Here is an 18,646-nt window from a genome sequence, read left to right on the forward strand (position 1 = left end):
CCCCGGCCCCGACGCCTGCTCCCGCGCCGGCCCCGGCACCCGCGCCATCGCCGGCCCCGGCCCCTGCACCCGCACCGGCCCCGGTGCCGGTCGGCCGCGGCGCCAACGTGCCCTGGGTCGAATACCAGGCCGAGGATGGCACGACCAACGCGCAGATCATCGGCCCGAGCCGCCAGAAGTGGGACGCCAACCACATCGAGGCCGAGGCCATCGGCCGCAAGGCGGTGCGCCTGAACAAGACCGGCGACTACGTGTCGTTCAAGACCACGAAGGCCGGCAACGGCGTGGTGGTGCGCTACTCGATCCCCGACTCGGCGACCGGCGGCGGCATCGACGCGACGCTGGGCCTGTACGTGAACGGCGTGCGCGTGAAGACGCTGCCGCTGACCTCGCGCTACAGCTGGTCGTACCAGGGCGGCCTGATCGGCGACCCGATCGTCGACAAGCCGGCCGGCCAGCCGCACACCTTCTTCGACGAGGTGCGCACGCTGGTCGACAACATCCCGCAGGGCGCGACGGTGATGCTGCGGCGCGACGCGCAGGACACGGCCGCGTTCTACGTGATCGACCTGGTCGACATCGAACCGGTGCCCGCAGCGCTCGCGATGCCGGCCGACTTCACGTCGGTGACGCAGTTCGGCATCCAGCCGAACGACGGCAAGGACCATGCGGACGACGTGCTGCGTGCGATGCGCTCGACCAGCAAGCTGTGGTTCCCGCCGGGCGACTACCTGCTGCAGAAGATCACCGGCGGCAACGTCGGGCTGGACAACCCGGGCATCGAGGTGCGCGGCGCCGGCATGTGGTACACGAACCTGAAGGGCCCGAAGTCGCTGTTCTTCTGCTACGGCGCAAGCGCCAAGTGCGTGTTCGGCGATTTCTCGATCCTCGGCGAATCCAAGGCACGGGCCGAGGAATCCGAAGGCGTGCAGAAGGCCTTTGCCGGCCCGATGGGCGCCAACAGCCTGATCGAGAACGTCTGGATCGAGCACGTGGTGGGTGCGATCTGGGTCGGCAACGATCCCCCGTACCAGACCCAGCCGACGCAGAACCTGACGATCCGCAACTGCCGCATCCGCAACACCTACGCGGACGGGATCAACTTCGACAACGGCACGTCGAACTCGGTGGTCGAGAACTGCCACCTGCGCAACACCGGCGACGACGCGCTGGTGGTGTGGTCGATCAAGTGGACCGACTGGGTGAAGGAGAAGACCTACCAGTTGGGCGACAACTTCATCAGCCCGGAAGGCAAGAACGCGCCCGACCAGGGCCAGGGCGTCAACAACGTGTTCCGCAACAACACGGTGCAGATGCCGTGGCGTGCCAACTGCTTCGCGGCATACGGCGGTGCGAACAACGTGTTCAAGGACAGCGTCTGCGAGGACGTGCTGACCTACCCGGGCATCCTGATCGACAACGAGTTCAGCCCCTACCCGTTCGGCCCGGCGACCACGACCTTCAGCAACATCTCGCTGATCCGCGCGGGCGGACCGATGTTCATGGAGAACACGGGCAACCCGTGGCAGCACGGCGCGCTGAAGTTCTACCTGCGCGAAGGCGACGTCAACGACATCCTGGTGGAGAACGTCGACATCATCGACCCGACCTACTCGGGCATCGAGTTCCGCGGCTTCGGCACGGCCTTCGTTCCGCCGGGCGAGAAGTTCCACCCGGACCTGCTGCGTGACGCCGACAACGCGAAGTTCCGCAACGTGCGGCTGAAGAACGTGAAGGTGACCAACCCCGGCAAGTACGGGATCGAGATCATCGACAACGGCGGACGCGGCGCGGTGAACTTCGACGGCGTCGTGATCACCAACCCGGCGCTCGGCGGCCTGAAGCAGGACACGGCCCCGAACAGCTTCTTCATCCGCGGGACGGGCAACTCCGGCTGGTAAGACACGGCCTGCCTCTCCAGGGGCCCGGCACCGCATTGCGGTGCCGGGCCTTTTTCGTAGCCCGGGTGCCAATCCGGGTTCCGCGGGCATCCCGGATTGGCATCCGGGCTACAAATCCTTGTGTCCACGCCGGTTGTCGCGCGCCGCTAGACTGCCGCCGCATCCACCATGACACGGGGCGACGAATGCTGAAGATCTGGGGCAATGCCGATTCGATCAACGTGCAGAAGGTGCTGTGGTGTTGCGAGGAACTGGGGCTGCCCTATGAGCGCATCGACGCCGGCCGCCACTACGGCGTCGTCAACACGGCCGAGTTCCGCAAGCTCAACCCGAACGGCCTGGTGCCGACGATCGAGGACGACGGCTTCATCGTCTGGGAGTCCGGCTCGGTGCTGCGCTACCTGGCCGCCAAGCACGGCAGCGGCTCGCTGTGGCCGGAGGACCCGGCCGAGCGCGCCAAGGCCGACCGCTGGGTCGACTGGTCGAACTCGACGCTGTGGCCGGCGATGGTGCCGCTGTTCCGCGCCTTCCTGCGCACGCCCGAGCACGAGCGCGACGACAACGTGATCGAGGTCGCGCAGCGCGAGACGCTGGACGAATTGAAGATCCTCGACGCCCACCTGTCCGACAAGGCCTTCGTCGGCGGCGACGCCTTCACGATGGGCGACATCGCGGTCGGCTGCGCCGTGTGGCGCTGGATGGCGCTGCCGATCGAGCGCGACGCGCTGCCGCACGTGGAGCGCTGGTTCGACCTGCTGTCCCGGCGCGAGACCTACCGCAAGGTGGTGATGCTGCCGCTGGTCTGAGGCGCGGCCCCGCGCGCACGCCGCCATGCGGCCGGCGGCGCGCCGAACTCGCGGCGGAAGGCGCGGCTGAAGGACGTGTCGGTGTGGTAGCCGACGTCTTCGGCGATGCGCGCCAGCGGCGCATCGCTGCGCGCCAGCAGGTTGGCCGCCATCAGCATGCGCCACTGCGTCAGGTACTGGATCGGCGAGCTGCCGACCATCTGCTGGAAGCGCTCGGCCAGCACCGAGCGCGAGGTGCTCGCCGCACGGGCCAGCTCTTCCAGCGTCCAGCTGTGGGCCAGCCGCGCATGCAGCGCGTTCAGCGCGGCACCGACGACGCGATCGCCCAGTGCCGCCAGCCAGCCGGTGCGGGTCGCGCCCGGCCCGTTCATGTGCAGCCGCAGCACCTCGATGAACAGCACCTCGGCCAGCTTGGCCAGCACGCCTTCGCCGCCCGGACGCGGCGAGCGCGCCTCGGCCAGCGCGTAGCGCAGCGAGGCCTCCAGCCAGGCGCCGGCGTTCGAGCCGCGCACGTTGACGCGCAGCACCGGGGGCAGGCCGTCGAGCAGCAGGCGCGCCACCCGCGCCTCGCAGGCCAGGTAGCCGCAGACGACGCGCGTCACCGCCCCGCCGCCGCCGTGCGACAGCAGCCGCGGCCGGCGCGCCAGCACCTCGGCCAGCGGCGCGCCTTTCGCCGGCACCAGGCCGGGCTGCGAGCCCATCCGGTGCGCATCGCCCTGCGGGAACACGACCACGTCGCCCGCCGACAGCGGCAGCGGCGGCGCACCGGCGCGCTCGACCACGCACTCGCCTTCGGTGATCAGGTGGAAGATCACGACGCGTTCGGCGTTCGGCTCCAGCAACGGCGCCGCTGCATCGGCGGACGGCGACTGGTAGCACCACGGCGCGGTGAAACGCGCATGGATGAACACCGCGCCCACCAGGTGCACGACGCGCAAGGCCTGCGACAGCGCGTCCATCGGGCCCCTCAGACGATCTCGACCTGCAGCGCGAGCGGAATCGCGACCGGCAATGCGCTCGGGATCGGCGAGCGTGCGAGCCCGGCCTCGACCAGCGCACGCAGCCGCGGGGCCTCGATGCCGGCGGCCGCGATGCGCACCTGCAGCGTCATGTCGCCCGGGCCGGCGAACACCGGCCGGCCGGAGGCATCGGCCAGCCCCAGCAGGCCGCGCGTGTCGGATCGGCTGGTGACACGCGCTTCGAGCTGTGTCAGATCGATGCCCTCGGCGGCCGCGACCAGCGCGATCGACGTGGCCGCGCACGACGCGATGCCGGCGCGGAACAGCCAGCCCGGCGTCACGCGGTCGCCGCTGCCGTCCAGCTCGGCGGGCATGTCGGTCGGCAGCTCGGTGCCGTTGGCGTGGTGGGCGATCACGCGCGTGCCGCCGGCCCAGCGGGCGGTGGCCGGTGCGTCGTCGTGCAGGCCGGCTTCGGGCCGGCGGCTCAGCACCGCGGCCACGCGTTCCAGCGCATCGGCAATGGGGGACGTCGTCATGGCGGCAGGCTCCTCGGCAACTCGGTCGCGCCGATTGTGGGCGCCGCGCGCACGGCGGCCAATGACGCAAGCTAGGGGGTCCGGACGCTCGGGCAAGCAACGCGGACGTTCTGGCAGGACATGCGCCGGCCTCCCGGCGTCCACTGCGGCACCCATTTCAAAGGAGTGCCCCATGAACACCCCCACCGACCTCGCCGCCCTCAAGACCCGCCAGCAAGCCGCCTGGTCGAGCGGCGACTATGCCGTGATCGGCACCACGCTGCAGATCGTCGGCGAATCGCTGGCCGAGGCCTGCGACCTGCGCTGCGACGAACGCGTGCTCGACGTCGCGGCCGGCAACGGCAATGCGACGCTGGCCGCGGCGCGACGCGGCGCCCGCGTCACGTCGACCGACTACGTGGCCGCGCTGCTCGACCGCGGCGCCGAACGCGCGGCGGCCGAACGGCTGCAGGTGAGCTTCCAGGTGGCCGATGCCGAGGCCCTGCCCTTCGACGACGCGAGCTTCGACGCGGTGCTGTCCACCTTCGGCGTGATGTTCGCGCCGGACCAGGCGCAGGCCGCCAGCGAGATGGCCCGCGTGTGCCGGCCCGGCGGTCGCATCGGCCTGGCCAACTGGACGCCGGCCGGCTTCATCGGCCAGCTGTTCAAGACGCTGGGCCGCCACCTGCCGCCGCCGGCCGGCGTGCAGCCGCCCTCGCGCTGGGGCGTGGAGGCCGAGCTGCGCACGCTGTTCGGCGACGGCGCGCAGGCGATCGAGGTGACGCCGCGCACGTTCAACTTCCGCTACCGCTCGGCGGCGCATTTCGTCGAGGTGTTCCGCACCTGGTACGGGCCGGTGCACAAGGCCTTCGGGGCGCTCGCGCCGCAAGCCGCCGCGGCGCTGGAGCACGACCTGCTCGAGCTGCTGGAGCGCTCGAACGTGGCGGGGTCGGCCTCGCTGGTGGTGCCGAGCGAGTACCTGGAGGTGGTGGTGCGCCGTCGCTGACCGGCCGGGCATGCCGCTTGCCGCGGCGCCTTCATGGCTCGCGATGGAGATCCGGTGGCTGCCAGGCTGGCGCTGCGTCCGCCACGCCGGCCTGCGCTCGACCTGGGCGGCGCCGGCAACCTGCCGCGCAGCCCGACGGTGCTGCTGCTGGTCGATTACGTGAATCCGCTGGATTTTCCCGAGGCCGCCGAGCTGGCGGATGCGGCGGTGGCCGCGGCGCGAGCGACGATGCGGCTGAAGCAGCGGCTGGCCCGCGACGGCGTGATGGCGATCTACGCCAACGACAACTACGGCCAGTGGCGCTCGGACTTCCGCGACACGCTGTCGCATTGCCTCGCCCAGCAGGGCGCGAGCGCCGAGATGGCGCGGCTGCTGGCGCCGCAACCGCAGGACCTGGTGATGCTGAAGCCGCGCCAGTCGGCCTTCTTCGCGACGCCGCTGGAGCTGCTGCTGGCGCAGATGCATGCGAAGACCCTGGTGCTGGCCGGGTTGGCCACCGACATCTGCGTGCAACTGACCGCGATGGACGCCAACCTGCGTGGCTATGCGCTGTGGGTGCCGTCCGATTGCACTGCCGCCGAGTCGCCGGCGCTGAAGAAGCAGGCGCTCGACTATATGCGGCGCGTGCTGAAGGCCGACGTGCGCCGCTCCACCACGCGGCGCACACTCGCCTGACGAGGGAATCGGCCTACAGCACGACGGCGCGTGGGCCGGTGTGCGGGCTGCGCGGGCTGGTGCAAGGTGGCAGCCTCGCCCCACGGGGCGCAACCAGGAGCAGCACATGTCCGACGACAAGAAGCAAACCGGCGGCCCCGACCGCCAGCGCATCAACGTGAACGAAGACTACGAACTGCGCGACTGGTCGCGCAAGCTCGGCGTGACGCCCGAGCAGCTGAAGGCGGCCGTGAAGGCGGTCGGCCCGAGCGCCGCGGCTGTCGAGAAGAAACTGCGCGAAAAGTGATGCGGCCGCGGCCGGGACGGGCCGCGCCGATCTCGAGCGCGGCGCGCGGGTGGATTCCGCGGGCGCCGTGATGCCGTTCGCAGGGTGATGTCATGAACGCAGGCCCGCGCCACGCGATACTGTGCAGCCCGCGGGACGCGGCTTTCGTCCCCGCGGTGGCCGCACGACTCACGCATTTCCCATGGATTCCTGGCACGGCGCCCCCGATTCAGCGTTCGACGAAGACCTCGCGCAAGGCTACGTCGGCCGCTACCTGCTCGCGGGCATCACGCGCTTGGCGAGCGACGGCACGGTGATCGACCAGCGGCAACTGCACGGCGTGATCGTCAACGCCACGGCGTCCGGCATCGACGTCGAGCTGCACGGCGCCCACGAAGGCCACACCTGGCGCATCCCGCCCTGCCTCGACGACCTGCATCCGGCCAAGCCCGGGCGTTACGAGTTGAAGGCGAGCGGCGAGGTGGTGGACGATCCGGACTTCCTCTTCACGGTGACGGTGAGGCAGGGGGCGCGGCAGTAAAGCAGAGGCAAGCAGCACCACGACGACGGCGCCGACAGGGTGTCCGCCTGGCGAGCTACCCGCCCATCGCCGTCTCGAACAACACGTCATCGAGCAACTCCATCGGCACCGCCTCCTCCCGGGGCTGGGCCCGGCCGAGCATGGCGACCATGCCTTCGATGTAGGCATTCAGGACCGGCCGGGCCGGCAACCACTCCTGCTCGCCGCTGCGGCGCTTGAGCACCACCAGCTCATCGATCTCGCGCCGCACGGCCGCGTCGTGCACCAACTCGCCCACCAAGGTCTCGAAGGCCATCGGCGGTGCATCGGGGCGTTCCAGCACCCACTGCGCTGCCAGCAGCGGGCGCAGCACGTAGAGATACTTCTTCGCCCTCACCTGCTCGCCTTGCAGGTATTCGCGGAAATTGCCGCGCCCCATCGCGTGGTAGTGGTGGAACGAGCGCAGAGGCCGGTGCACCGCGGCGGCGGCCTCGCGCAGGCGGTGAACGAAGCGGTCGTCCTGCCGATACACCACCGGCGAGCTCAGCCACTCCACCAGCGTCGCGTTGCCCTTGGCCAGCAGGCCCAGCGCCTTGCGCAGGTCCCAACCGTTGACGTCGAACACCGGGCCCGGCACTTCCTCGATCACGTCGCGCAGCGGCGCGATCCGCAAGTACTCGCGGACCGGCCGCACGAAGATGAACCGCACGTCGTAGTCGGAATCCGGCGACGCGAAACCCCAGCCGCGGCTGCCGGACTCACAGGCGTAGAGCACGCGCACGCCATGCTCCGCCTCCACCGCGGCGAGCTTGGCCATGATCTCGGCACGGATCGCCGGGGCGATCGGATGGGCGTCTTGCAGCGTCGGTTCGGATGTCACGGCGGCTCCTCGGGGGCGCCATTCTCGCCGCCAGCGACGCTAGAACTGCCGCGCCAGGTCCTCGGCTTCCCGCTTCGCCGCCGCCAGCGCCTGCGCCACGCGCTCCGGCGCCACCAGCGTCGGCGCCACGTTGATCTCATGCACGTCATCGATGCCGATGAAAGCCAGCCAGGCGCGCATCTGCCCCTTCTGGTGGTCCACCGCCGATTCGTGCGGCGGCAGCGCATGGTCGCCGGCGCTGGAATACACCAGCAACGCCCGCTTGCCGCGCAGCAGCCCGCGATAACCCGCCTGTGCCGACCAGCTCCAGTTCTCGCCCGGCAGCGTGACGACGTCGATGAAGTGCTTCAGCCGGTACGGCAAGCCGAAGTTCCACATCGGCACGCTGAACACCAGCCGGTCCGCCGCGTTGAGCTCGCGCGCCAGTGCCACCGCCTGCTGCCACAGCGCCTGCTGCCGCGGCGTCGCCTGCGTGCCGCGCAGCACCGCGAACTTGGCCTGGATCATCTCGGCATCGAAGGCCGGCAGCTCGCGCGACCAGATGTCGAAGGTGTCGACCTGCGCGCCCGGGTGATGGCCGCAGTGCGCCTGCAGGAAATGCAGCGCCACCTCGCGCGTGCGCGAACGCTCGCCCGAGGGCGACCCGACCACGTGCAGCAGCCGGCTCATGCTTCCAGCACCCGCAGGCCGACCACGCCCACCACCACCAGCCCGATGCAGGCCAGGCGCGGCGCCGACAGGCTCTCGCCGAACCACACCCGCCCCGCCAGCACGACGCCGACGGCGCCGATCGCCGTCCACACCGCATACGCCACGCCCAGCGGCAACCGGCGCAGCGCCAGCGTCAGCAGGAAGACGCTGCCCAGCGCCGCCACCACGCCGATCGCCGACGGCAGCGGCCGCGTCCACGCATCGGCCTGCTTCAGCGCCATCGCCATCACCACCTCCACCAGGCCGGCGGCCACCAGAAGGATCCAACTCATTCCATGCTCCAGGGTTGTGAACAGGCCCGGATAATCGGCATCGGGTTCCCGTTCGGGAAGTACGCACCTTCTGGTAACCATGACAATTCGAAACCCTGCCGACACCGACGGCGCCGATGTGTTCAACGCCGGCTGCCCGTCGCGCCGCGCACTGGAGCTGGTGGCCGACAAGTGGTCGCTGCTGGTCATCCCGGCGCTGCGCGGCGGCCCGCTGCGCAACAACGAGCTGCTGCGCCGGGTCGGCGGCATCTCGCAGAAGATGCTGACGCAGACGCTGCGCGAACTCGAACGCAACCGGCTGGTGCTGCGCACCGACCGCGCCACGGTGCCGCCGCACGTGGAGTACGAGCTGACCGAGCTGGGGCGCTCGCTCAGCCGCGTGCTGCTGGCGGTCGACCGCTGGGTGGAAGACCATCACCAAGAGCTCGGCGCCCGGTAAAGAGTCTTCACTCGCATCCGCAGCAGCGATGCGACAATCGCCGCTCTCCCCGCGATTGCCCTTGCCCCGCCCGCCGTGCCCGACAACATCACCCTGCTGCGCCGACAGAACGTGCTGACGCTGTTCCAGCGCTTCGCCGAAGAACAGATGCGCCATGGCAGCGCCCCCAAGGGGATGGAGCAGTTGTTCGCCCAATCGCTGCAGATCAGCCCCAGCATGTGGAGCCAGATCAAGAGCAGCCGGCCGATCGGCGACAAGCTTGCGCGGCAGGTCGAAGCGGCCTGCGGGCAGCCGGCCGGCTGGCTCGACGCGGCGCACGAGCCGCAGGGGCTGACGCCGTCGGAGCTGCAGTTCCTGTCGCTCGCGTTGAAGGCCTGGCGCGCCACCAATGCCGACGGCCGCAAGCGGCTGCGCCAGCAGATGAAGGATGTGACAGCGTCTCAGTGACGCTTGAACGAAGGCAGCGGCAGCACGGCCACCAGGATGCCCAGCACCAGACCGCCGGCCACGTCGACCACCACGTGCTGGCGGATCGCGATGGTCGAGTAGGTGATGCCCACGCACCAGGCAAGGTTCAGCAGGCGCAGCAGCCACGGCACCCCCATCGCGCGCAGCTGGCCCGCGATCACGTGGCAGCTCAGCACCGCGAACGACACGTGCAGCGACGGGAAGGCATTGCGCGACGCATCGCCGGCGCGCAGGAACTGCAGGCTCTCGTACTGCGACCAGTCGACGCCGAAATCGGGCACCGCGCTCGGGTAGAACAGGTAGAAGGCGAAGCCGATCGCGCTCATCAGCGCGGCGCGCAGCGTGTAGCGCAGCAGCTCGGCCCCATCCTTCGTGAAGGCCGGCGCCATCGACACGTAGACCCACAGCGACGCATACACCGGCAGCAGGCTCTCGCGCAGCGTGAACCAGCGGTCCAGCGCCAGCACCGGCATCACGGTGACGGGCGCCTGCGGCGAACGCGCCGCCCAGAAATACAGCACGAAGAACAGCGAGATGCCGCCGCTGATGCCCAGCACCTTGACGGGCCACAGCGAGAACAGGCGCCGCACGGCGAGGCGGGGCCACGACGCAGCAGCGTCGGCGGCGGGAAACACGGAAGAGTTCAAGGCGTTGGCGGTGGAACGAAGCAGCTTCGCATCATCGCCGGGATTCGCGCCGGCGTCGGGCCGGCAGTTGTTTCGGTGCGTCAGGCCGCCTCGACATAGGCCAGCAGCCCCGCCACCAATGCGTCGAAGGCGACCCGGCACCGCGGGCTGCCGCGCAGGTCTTCGTGCATCGTGACCCAGGTTTCGAGCGATAGCGAGACCATGCGCGGCATCAGCCGCACCAGGCCGTCGCGCTGCGCCAGCGGCACCTGGCACATGCCGATGCCGGCCCCGGCGCGGATCAGCGCCAGCTGGGCCAGGTTGCTGTCGCTGCGCAGGTGGAACATGTCGCGCCGCAGGCCGTTCAGCGACTTTTCCGCCTGGCGCAGCCAGGCCGTCGGCTGGTCGTAGCCGATGGTCGCGTGCGCGGCCAGTTCGTCGGGACGGCGTGGCGTGCCGTGGCGCTCGAGGTAGTCGCGCCGCGCGTACAGGCCCAGCTCGATGCGGCCAATGCGCCGCGCGACCAGCTGCTCCTGCTTCGGCTGCACCATGCGCACCGCGATGTCGGCCTCGCGGCGCAGCAGGTCCTGCAGCTTGTCGGTGAGCACCAGCTCAAGCTTCAGCTGCGGATGCGCTTCGCGCAGCTGCGCCAGCACCGGCGGCAGCACCTCGACGCCGATGACATCGCTGCAGCTGATGCGCACCGTGCCCTTGACCTGGCCATCGCCGCCCTGGCTGCCGGCCGCGCGCTCCAGCGCCGCGGCCGTGCTTTCCATCGCCTCGGCGTAGGCGCGCAGCGACAGCGCGGCCTCGGTGGGCAGCAGCCCGACCTGCGAGCGCGTGAACAGCACGACGCCCAGCGCCTGCTCCAGCGCGGCCATGTGCCGCCCGACGGTGGGCTGCGTGATGCCGAGCAGGCGCGCCGCGCCCGACAGCGAGCCTTCCTTCAGCACCCCGAGGAACGAGCGGTAGAGCTCCCAGCCGATGTTCGATGTCATACAGAAATGTATAGCTGCAGCACCATGCTCGGCAATTCCATTCGAACCGACCGCAACCCAGAATCCCTTCCATCGACCACCACTTCAGGAGAACGACATGGCAGGCAAGGACACGACGGCACTGGTTCTGGGCGCCACCGGCGGCATCGGCGGCGAGGTCGCCCGGCAGCTGCGCGACGCCGGCTGGACGGTGCGGGCGCTGCAGCGCGGCGCCACTGCGGCGCAGCAGCAGCGCGACGGCGTCACCTGGATTCGCGGCGACGCGATGCGGCGCGACGACGTGCTGCGCGCCGCCGAGGGCTGCTCGGTGATCGTGCATGCGGTCAACCCGCCCGGCTACCGCCGCTGGAGTGAGCTGGTGCTGCCGATGCTCGACAACAGCATCGCCGCGGCCATCGCGCAGCGCGCCACCCTCGTGCTGCCGGGCACGGTCTACAACTTCGGCCCGGACGCGTTCCCGCTGCTGCGCGAGGATTCGCCCCAGCACCCGCAGACGCGCAAGGGCGCGATCCGCGTGCAGATGGAACAGCACCTCGAAGCGGCGAGCCGCCAGGGCGCGCGCGTGCTGGTCGTGCGGGCCGGCGACTTCTTCGGCCCCAAGCCGGGCAACAGCTGGTTTGCGCAGGGCATGCTGAAGGCCGGCCAGCCGGTGAAGGCCATCGGCAACCCGTCGGACGCCGGCATCGGCCACCAATGGGCCTACCTGCCGGACGTGGCGCGCACGATGGTCGAGTTGCTGGGCCGCCGCGAAGCGCTGGGCGCCTTCGAACGCTTCCACTTCGGCGGCCACTGGGACGCCGACGGCCTGCAGATGGCGCAGGCCATCCAGCGCGTCGTCGCGCGCCGCACCGGCACTGCGCCGCGCATCGGCGCGACGCCCTGGTGGCTGCTGCGGCTCGCGGCGCCGTTCGTCACCACGCTGCGCGAGATGATGGAGATGCGCTACCTGTGGCAGCGGCCGGTGCGGATGGCCAACGACCGGCTGCTGCAGGTGCTGGGGCGCGAGCCGCACACGCCGCTGGACCAGGCGGTCGAGGCATCGCTGGTGGGGATGGGCTGCCTGGCCGCGCCGCCCCGCGCGGCCGGCCCGGCGGTTCCCGCGTGAGCATCACGGCGCCAGCCGCTTGGCCAGGAACGCCACCACCGCCGGGTCGCGGAAGTAGTTGGTGTGGAAGGTCGTCGCGGTCTTGCCCAGCGACAGCACCTGCGGCTTGCCCTGCGCCGGCTGGCCGAAGAAGCCCATCGAGTCGGTGTCGACCACCAGGTCGTTCGCGCCCGGGAACACCAGGTCGGCACCGGCGCTCGCCACCTGCAGGCCGAAGTTGCGAAAGCGCGTCCAGAAGCGCCACGCCGGCTGGTCGACATTCGGTTCGAAATCGGCCGACACCACCGCGAAGCGCGGCTGCACCAGCCAGCGGTCGCCGAACAGCGCGCGCGTCTCGGCGCTGTTGTTCACGCGCTGCTGGCTCGCCAGCCCCGGCACCAGCGCCACCGCCGCATCGGCGATCGGCAGCGAGGCGCCCAGCTGCAGCGTCTTGCCCAGCACCTTGGCCAGCCCGGCCGCGCCGGCCGCGAGCGGGAACACGGTGCTGGCGACGTTGCCCGCCAGCGACAACGCGTTCGCCACGTTCGCCAGCAGGTCGAGCGCCACGCGCAGCCGGTAGGGCGACGCGAGGCTGGTGCCCGCCAGCGGCGAGCCGACGAACACCGCCTGCTGCACGCGCACCGGGGCCAGCCGCAGCAGCCACGACGTGACCAACCCGCCGCGGCTGTGGCACACGACGTCGATCGGCCCGGCGATGCCGCGCAGCGCCTGGTGCAGGTCGAGCGCGTTCAGCCACGGCGCCACCGACAGCGTCGGGTGGTCGAACGCGAACACGCGATCGCCGTACACCTGCGTCCACTGCGCCAGCAGCGCCTGCCCGGCCGGCGTCGCGCCGAGCTGGTCGAACCACATGTCGCTGTTGCTGAAGGTGCCGTGCACCAGCAGCAACGTGCGCTGGTCCGCGACCTGCGGGGCCGGGGCCGGCACCAGCACGCCGCCCACCCATTGCCGCAGGCCCTGGTGCGGCGTCAGCCGTGCGTCCAGCGCCGTCAATCCCTGCGTGATCTGGTTCGGGCCGATGTCCTCGTACTCGAAGCGCTTCAGCACGTCGCCGAAGTTGAACCAGCCGGCACGCCGCGAGCGCCCGCGCACCGCCTGCGACGGCGGCGGCTCGTAGTTCCAGCGCAGCACGCCGTCGTCGTCGCGCAGGCTCACCGCCGCGCGCGGGTCGGACATCGCGGCGGTGAAGCCGCGCCGGCGCCGCATCGAGATCGGCAGCGGCTCGGCCTCGCCCGGCAAGGGCTCGCGCAGGCCCAGCGTCGCGTCGGCGGCATCCCACGGCGAGGCGCTGAAGGGCAAGGGCTCGGCACGGTTCGGCGAGGTGTTGTTGTTCATCCGCGTTCTCCTGCGGCCAGCGGGACGATCGGCAGCGGCGTGACCTGGTGCTCGCGCGCGATCGCGATGTCGAGGATGGAATCGAAATCGCGCGGCTGCTTCAGCGCCTCGACGCCGGCCTCGCGCGCTTCGCGGAAGCCGCAGTGCTCGGTCAGGCGCACCGTCTCCAGCGGCGCCAGCTTGCCGTCGCGGATGCACTGCCACACCTCGCGGTAGCCGGAGCGCCCGGCACGCCACGGCCGCGTCTGCGCCCCCGGCGAGCCGGTGCGGTGCTCATCGCTCGGCACCATCGCGTCGGTCAGGTTGATCACCTCGCGGTAGGCCGACTGGAAATCGCGGTGCCGCCAGTAGCCGGGCAGCGCATGGCCGTCGAGCAGGAACACGACCGGGTAGATGTCGACCAGCTCGAGGCAGGCCGCGAACAGCAGCGCCAGGTCGATGCAGGTGCCCATGCGCGCGCCGAACACCGCGCTCGGCGTGCGCAGGCGCTGCGAATCGAGCGCGCGGTTGTAGGTGGGCGGCGGATTGATGTAGCCGAGGTCCCACTCGTGCAGCAGCGCCGACCAGATGGCCTCGACCTGCAGGTCGACGCTCTCCAGGCTGGCCGCATCGCCCGCGTTCGACGACTGGTAGCCCTCGAAGCCGGCGCTCGGGTCGTCGCGGATCACGCGCACGTAGCGCTGCGCCAGCGTCACCGCACGCTCCACCGCCGGGTCGCGCGGCAGCACGAAGGACGGCAGCCAGACGCCGCTGCTGGCGTTGTCCAGCCACTGGTCGACCGGCATCAGCCGCATCGCGTAGGTGTCCTTGTGGATGACCCGGTCGCCCACCTGCACCTGCACGAACAGGCTGCTCACCACCGCCTCGGACACCGAGCGCATCAGCGTCGCCGTCAGCGGCATCTTGATGCGCGGGCCGAGGCTGGTGCGCTCCTGCGTCAGCTCGATCTCGGCCTCGTAGCGGGCGCGCTCGACGCCGCAGTTCAGCTCGACCAGCACGTGCGCGCGCGTCGGCGGCTGCGTCACGCCGCCGCGCAGCTCGAAGCGCTGGAACAGTGCGCTCTGGTTGCGCTTCTCGGCATAGTCGCCCTGGTTGTGCAGCTCGGCGTAGTTGAATTCCTTGCGCGGCTCGACGATGGCCTGCAGCGCCTGCTGCGGCGCGGCCGCGGCGGGCCGGGCCAGCGCCGCCGCGGCCGCCTGGCGGTCCACCAGCGGCTCGCGCGCCCACAGCGCGATGCCGGTGCCGGGCACCAGGTCGACCTGCTGGCGCGTCGCGGCCCAGGCCTGCTCGAAGGCGGCCGGCAGCTGCCAGGCCTGCGACGCGAGGCGGCGGTACAGCGTCTCGAAGAAGTACTCGGCCAGCGCGTCGTCGAACGCGTCCTGGAAGCCCATGCTGGCCAGCACGCCGGCCGGCAACAGCTGCGGCGCGATGCGCGCGGCCGAGTTCCACAGGTTCAGCCCGACGAAGAACGGCTGGTGCTGGCCGCCGGCGGTGAGTGCGCGCGCCAGCTCGGGCGGCGCCACCATCACCGGCAGGCCGTCGCTGCGGCGCATCAGGTAGCCGTCGATCACGCCCTTGTCGTCGCGCAACCAGTCGGCCGCGCTGCGCCGCTCGTCGCGCAGCGTCACCGCGATGTCGGTGCCGGCGCATTCGGCCAGCTTCAGGATGCCTTCGTGGTTGTCGAAGCCGCACAGGTGCACGAGCTCGGGGCGGAAGTCGGCGCACAGCGCCTGCAGCTCGGCCAGCGTCGGGTTGACCGCCAGCCGCCAGCGCGCATCGCCGGCCTCGAATCCGAACGCGCGGCGCACGCGCTGGGCCTCGTCGGCCGCGTCGTACGACTGCGCCAGTGCGCCGGGAAAGCTCTGCACGAACAGCACGCGCCCGGCCATGCGGCGCGCCGGCAGCGGCGGCGCCGCCGCGACGTCGAGATGGCGCATCACGGTCAGGCCGGTCACCGAGCCGCTGCGGTAGCGCCGCGTCGCGCGCGACAGCACGAACTCCCACGGGAAGATGCGGCCTTCCCAGCCCCGGCTCTCGGACTCGTAGGGCATCGTCACGACGACGCGGCCGGCCTGCGCGATCTGGCGCAGCGCGGCATCGTCGAGGCCGAAGGCGTTCAGCGTCGCGGTGGCATCGGCCTGGTGGCGCTCGGCCACCTCGGGGCTGTCGCGCCAGCGCTCGCGGCTGCGCAGCACGTAGCTCCAGCGCATGGCCTCGTTGGCCAGCGAACGCGCCGGCGCGGGTTGCGGTGCGGCGAGCCGGTAGCTCGTGGCCGCGGTGACGATCTCGATGCGGGACAGGAAGCCGTCGGCTTCGGTTCGCGTGGCCATGACATTCTCCGAGGCACTGACGGGCCTGGCACCGGCGGCGAAGGGCCGGCGCGAGCGGAGAGTCTATGCGGGCCGCGGTGCGTCAGCGGCGCGTGCCGAGAAACAGCACCGCATCGCTGCGTTCGCCGTTGACAGCGGCCAGGCGCAGCTTGCCTTCGGCGTCGACGTAGGCCACGCCGCTGAAGCCCTGGTCGGCCAGCGGGCAGGTCTCGATGCTGAAGGCGACGGTGACGTCCCAGGCGTTCGCGCCAACGTGCGGCTGGGCGCGGCCACCCAGCACGCAGCCGTTGCCGTCGCCGGACAGCACGCCATCGCTCGCGATGTCGAGCGCGACGTAGAGCGTCTCGCCCGAGGCCGAGGCCAACCGCCCGTCGAAGTGCCCGGCGAGGCTGTCCAGCGAGGCCGGGTTGCCGGATGCGCTGTCGTAGCCGGCGTTGAAGGTGACGGTCTCGGCGCCGGCCAGGCTGCCCGAGAACGACTGCCCCGCGCTCACCGAGCCGCTCACGCTGGTGACGCGGATGCCGTTGCCTTCGAGGTTGAAATCGCGGCCGTCGGTCGACGCGAACGCGCCGTCGACGCCGTTGCCGCTGCCCTGGATCACGCCGGCCACGGTGGTGGGGCTGTCGGCCCCGGAGTAGAAGAGGTGGTAGCTGCCGTCGTCGAACACCAGCGCGGCGAGTGCGCGGCGGCTGGACGTGGTGCCGGTCCACAGGCCCTGGGCCGCGGTGGCGGTGGGGGTGGCGGGCACGGTCGGGGTGGTCGTCGTGCCGCCCCCTCCTCCTCCACCACCGCCGCAGGCGGACAGCAGGCACGACAGCAGCGCGCAGGACGCGATCACCGAACGACGTTTCATCGACACCCTCTTCGAGGCAACCCGGAAGCCGTGCATTGTTCGGATGCGCGGCGGCTTCGCCCACGGGAGACATGTACCTTCCGCAGCCGCGCCCGCGTTGCCGCCGGCCGGCGTGTGGATTCGGTCTCACCCGCGGTGATATATGATCCATATACGTTTCATACATTCACCACCCCGATGGGCATCGTCAAGATCTCCGACCTCATGCACGACAACCTGCGCTCGGCCAGCGATGCGCTGAGCCGTTCGATCAATTCACAGGCCGAGCACTGGATGCGCGTCGGCATGCTGTGCGAGCTGCACCCCGAGCTGCGCTACGGCGACATCTGCCAGCTGCTGATGCAGGCCGCGCAATCGCCCGAGTCCGGGCTGACGTTCACCCGGCCTGCGGCGCGCCCCGCGCGAAAGGCCGCCCGATGAACCGCGCCGCACGCAGCGTCAAGATCCACCCGGCCGCCGACCTGGCGATGGCGCGCGCCGCCGGCGCACTGGCGGCCGACGTGCTGCGCATGATCGCGCCGCACGTGAAGGAAGGGGTCAGCACCGAAGCGCTGGACCGCCTGTGCCACGACCACATCGTCGAGGTGCAGCAGGCCGTGCCGGCCAACATCGGCTACCACGGCTACACGAAGACGCTGTGCACCTCGGTCAACCAGGTGGTCTGCCACGGCATCCCGTCGGCGCAGAAGGTGCTGAAGGCGGGCGACATCGTCAACCTCGACGTCGCTGTGATCAAGGACGGCTGGTATGGCGACACCAGCCGCATGTACGTGGTCGGCGAGCCGTCGACGCTGGCGCGGCGCCTGGTCGACACCACCTACGAGGCGATGCGGGCCGGCATCCTGGCGGTGCGCCCCGGCGCGACGCTGGGCGACATCGGCCACGCGATCCAGACCGTCGCGCACCGCGAGGGCTTCAGCGTGGTGCGCGATTACTGCGGGCACGGCATCGGCCGCATCTACCATGACGAACCCACGGTGGCCCACTACGGCCAGCGCGGCCAGGGCCTGCGACTGGAGCCGGGCATGGTGTTCACGATCGAGCCGATGCTGAACGCCGGCAAGGCCGGCACGCGCACGCTGCCCGACGGCTGGACGGTGGTCACGCGCGACCACTCGCTGTCGGCGCAGTGGGAGCACATGGTGGCGGTGACGCCCGACGGCGTCGAGGTGCTGACGCCGTGGCCCGAGGGCACCGGCGCCTATCCCGCCATCGCCTGATCAGGGCTTGGTGCCGACGAACAGCACGCCGTCGCTGCGCGTGCCGTTCGGCGCCGCCGCATACAGCCGCTTGCTCGCCGCATCGAGGTAGGCGAGGCCATTGAAGCTCTGGTTGGCGAAGAAGCAGGGCGCGGGGCCGAAGCTGATCGTCACGTCGTAGGCGTTGCCATCGCTGCGCGGCGTCGCGCTGCCCCCGATGGTGCAGCCGCTGGCGGTGCTGGACAGCGTGCCGTTGGCCGCCACCGTCACCACCGCAGCCAGGGTGCCGGCCGACAGCGCCACCGACCCGGTGTAGGTGCCGGCCAGCGCCGCGAGCGTCGGCTTGGTCTCGTAGGCAACGTTGTAGGTGCTGCTGAACGTGGTCACCGTGCCGCCGGTGTAGAGGATGTTGCCGTTGAACGACTGCTTCGCCGTCGCGGTGGCCGTCACGCCAGCCGACGAGACGCCCAGGCCTTCGAGGTTGAAGTCGCGCGCGTTGGTCGACGTGAAGCTGCTCGAGCCGCCACTGCCGCTGCCCTGCACGGCCCCGGCGATGGTGTTCGGGAAGCCGGCCTCGGAGTAGAAGACGTAGTAGGTGCCGTCGCCGAGCACGATGCCGGTGACCGCGCGGCCGGTGGTGGTGCTGCCGTTCCACAGGCCCGCGGCGGCGCCGGCCGAGCCGCTGTCGCCACCGCCGCTGCCGTCGCCCCCTCCGCCGCAGGCGGCCAGCAGGGCGAGCGACAACACGGCGAACGGGGCAGGCAGGCGACGGGACATGAAGGA

The 18,646-nt window shown here is 71.0% G+C and carries 22 protein-coding genes; 11 read left to right on the top strand and 11 right to left on the bottom strand.

Annotated features, from left to right (window positions below; all coding sequences use genetic code 11):
• On the top strand, window positions 1-1,901 hold a 1,901-nt coding region (locus AC1DYN_RS21685; RefSeq protein ID WP_477963186.1), incomplete at its 5' end, for a right-handed parallel beta-helix repeat-containing protein.
• A gap of 185 nt (window positions 1,902-2,086) precedes the next feature.
• Window positions 2,087-2,707, top strand: a complete 621-nt coding sequence (locus AC1DYN_RS21690) for a glutathione S-transferase family protein (protein WP_477963187.1) — start codon at window positions 2,087-2,089, stop codon at window positions 2,705-2,707.
• On the opposite strand, the gene AC1DYN_RS21695 is transcribed toward AC1DYN_RS21690, so the two are convergent.
• Together AC1DYN_RS21695 and AC1DYN_RS21700 are read right to left on the bottom strand one after the other, a co-directional pair.
• Window positions 2,674-3,666 (bottom strand): AraC family transcriptional regulator, encoded by a 993-nt coding sequence (locus tag AC1DYN_RS21695; protein ID WP_477963188.1) that lies wholly within the window; start codon window positions 3,664-3,666, stop codon window positions 2,674-2,676. The two genes, AC1DYN_RS21690 and AC1DYN_RS21695, sit on opposite strands and share 34 nt — an antisense overlap.
• 8 nt (window positions 3,667-3,674) lie before the next feature.
• Window positions 3,675-4,202: an OsmC family protein gene (locus tag AC1DYN_RS21700; RefSeq protein WP_477963189.1), complete on the bottom strand. Its 528-nt coding sequence runs from the start codon at window positions 4,200-4,202 to the stop codon at window positions 3,675-3,677.
• A 172-nt stretch (window positions 4,203-4,374) separates the two neighbouring features.
• On the opposite strand from AC1DYN_RS21700, the gene AC1DYN_RS21705 reads away from it, so the two are divergent.
• The 4 genes from AC1DYN_RS21705 (at window position 4,375) to AC1DYN_RS21720 (ending at window position 6,668) form a co-directional block, all read left to right on the top strand.
• Window positions 4,375-5,187, top strand: coding sequence for a class I SAM-dependent methyltransferase (locus AC1DYN_RS21705; RefSeq protein ID WP_477963190.1), 813 nt, complete (start codon window positions 4,375-4,377; stop codon window positions 5,185-5,187).
• A 54-nt stretch (window positions 5,188-5,241) separates the two neighbouring features.
• On the top strand, window positions 5,242-5,862 hold the full coding sequence (locus AC1DYN_RS21710; protein WP_477963191.1) for a cysteine hydrolase family protein: 621 nt from the start codon (window positions 5,242-5,244) through the stop codon (window positions 5,860-5,862).
• Window positions 5,863-5,968: 106 nt separating this feature from the next.
• A complete protein-coding gene (locus AC1DYN_RS21715; RefSeq protein ID WP_477963192.1) occupies window positions 5,969-6,148 on the top strand; it encodes a DUF3606 domain-containing protein in 180 nt (59 codons plus the stop codon).
• A gap of 181 nt (window positions 6,149-6,329) precedes the next feature.
• Window positions 6,330-6,668, top strand: a complete 339-nt coding sequence (locus tag AC1DYN_RS21720; RefSeq protein ID WP_477963193.1) for a hypothetical protein — start codon at window positions 6,330-6,332, stop codon at window positions 6,666-6,668.
• A gap of 55 nt (window positions 6,669-6,723) precedes the next feature.
• Here AC1DYN_RS21720 and AC1DYN_RS21725 read toward each other — a convergent pair whose 3' ends face one another.
• The 3 genes from AC1DYN_RS21725 to AC1DYN_RS21735 are packed head-to-tail and all read right to left on the bottom strand — an operon-like array spanning window position 6,724 to window position 8,510.
• Complete coding sequence (locus AC1DYN_RS21725; RefSeq protein WP_477963194.1) at window positions 6,724-7,527, bottom strand: nucleotidyltransferase domain-containing protein; 804 nt, start codon at window positions 7,525-7,527, stop codon at window positions 6,724-6,726.
• Between the two features lie 39 nt (window positions 7,528-7,566).
• Window positions 7,567-8,196 carry an FMN-dependent NADH-azoreductase gene (locus AC1DYN_RS21730; RefSeq protein ID WP_477963195.1) on the bottom strand — a complete coding sequence of 210 codons (630 nt, stop codon included), beginning with the start codon at window positions 8,194-8,196 and terminating at the stop codon, window positions 7,567-7,569.
• Window positions 8,193-8,510 (bottom strand): DMT family transporter, encoded by a 318-nt coding sequence (locus AC1DYN_RS21735; protein ID WP_477963196.1) that lies wholly within the window; start codon window positions 8,508-8,510, stop codon window positions 8,193-8,195. Before AC1DYN_RS21735 ends, AC1DYN_RS21730 begins: the two co-directional genes overlap by 4 nt.
• A 79-nt stretch (window positions 8,511-8,589) precedes the next feature.
• Between AC1DYN_RS21735 and AC1DYN_RS21740 the strand changes: the two genes are divergently transcribed.
• Entirely contained in the window at window positions 8,590-8,949 is a 360-nt protein-coding gene (locus AC1DYN_RS21740; protein ID WP_477963197.1) for a winged helix-turn-helix transcriptional regulator, read from the top strand.
• Window positions 8,950-9,024: 75 nt separating this feature from the next.
• Window positions 9,025-9,396 carry a hypothetical protein gene (locus tag AC1DYN_RS21745; RefSeq protein WP_477963198.1) on the top strand — a complete coding sequence of 124 codons (372 nt, stop codon included), beginning with the start codon at window positions 9,025-9,027 and terminating at the stop codon, window positions 9,394-9,396.
• On the opposite strand, the gene AC1DYN_RS21750 is transcribed toward AC1DYN_RS21745, so the two are convergent.
• Window positions 9,390-10,064, bottom strand: a complete 675-nt coding sequence (locus AC1DYN_RS21750; protein ID WP_477963199.1) for a phosphatase PAP2 family protein — start codon at window positions 10,062-10,064, stop codon at window positions 9,390-9,392. The genes AC1DYN_RS21745 and AC1DYN_RS21750 overlap by 7 nt on opposite strands.
• A gap of 80 nt (window positions 10,065-10,144) precedes the next feature.
• Window positions 10,145-11,041: a LysR family transcriptional regulator gene (locus AC1DYN_RS21755; protein ID WP_477963200.1), complete on the bottom strand. Its 897-nt coding sequence runs from the start codon at window positions 11,039-11,041 to the stop codon at window positions 10,145-10,147.
• 97 nt (window positions 11,042-11,138) lie between these two features.
• Here AC1DYN_RS21755 and AC1DYN_RS21760 point away from each other — a divergent pair, with 97 nt between their 5' ends.
• Complete coding sequence (locus AC1DYN_RS21760) at window positions 11,139-12,146, top strand: NAD-dependent epimerase/dehydratase family protein (RefSeq protein WP_477963201.1); 1,008 nt, start codon at window positions 11,139-11,141, stop codon at window positions 12,144-12,146.
• Between the two features lie 3 nt (window positions 12,147-12,149).
• Here the strand turns inward: AC1DYN_RS21760 and AC1DYN_RS21765 are convergent, their stop codons facing one another.
• From AC1DYN_RS21765 to AC1DYN_RS21775, 3 genes are all read right to left on the bottom strand, one after another.
• Window positions 12,150-13,481, bottom strand: coding sequence for an esterase/lipase family protein (locus tag AC1DYN_RS21765; RefSeq protein WP_477963202.1), 1,332 nt, complete (start codon window positions 13,479-13,481; stop codon window positions 12,150-12,152).
• Complete coding sequence (locus AC1DYN_RS21770) at window positions 13,478-15,811, bottom strand: hypothetical protein (protein WP_477963203.1); 2,334 nt, start codon at window positions 15,809-15,811, stop codon at window positions 13,478-13,480. The genes AC1DYN_RS21765 and AC1DYN_RS21770 overlap by 4 nt, the downstream gene beginning before the upstream one ends.
• Window positions 15,812-15,893: 82 nt before the next feature.
• Window positions 15,894-16,664, bottom strand: a complete 771-nt coding sequence (locus AC1DYN_RS21775; protein ID WP_477963204.1) for a hypothetical protein — start codon at window positions 16,662-16,664, stop codon at window positions 15,894-15,896.
• A gap of 177 nt (window positions 16,665-16,841) precedes the next feature.
• Here AC1DYN_RS21775 and AC1DYN_RS21780 point away from each other — a divergent pair, with 177 nt between their 5' ends.
• Window positions 16,842-17,084, top strand: coding sequence for a ParD-like family protein (locus tag AC1DYN_RS21780; RefSeq protein WP_477963205.1), 243 nt, complete (start codon window positions 16,842-16,844; stop codon window positions 17,082-17,084).
• Window positions 17,081-17,884, top strand: a complete 804-nt coding sequence (map, locus tag AC1DYN_RS21785; RefSeq protein ID WP_477963206.1) for a type I methionyl aminopeptidase — start codon at window positions 17,081-17,083, stop codon at window positions 17,882-17,884. Before AC1DYN_RS21780 ends, map begins: the two co-directional genes overlap by 4 nt.
• On the opposite strand, the gene AC1DYN_RS21790 is transcribed toward map, so the two are convergent.
• A complete protein-coding gene (locus tag AC1DYN_RS21790) occupies window positions 17,885-18,640 on the bottom strand; it encodes a hypothetical protein (protein WP_477963207.1) in 756 nt (251 codons plus the stop codon).
• Between the last annotated feature and the right edge of the window lie 6 nt (window positions 18,641-18,646).

This window comes from Rhizobacter sp. P2_D12, assembly GCF_056404395.1.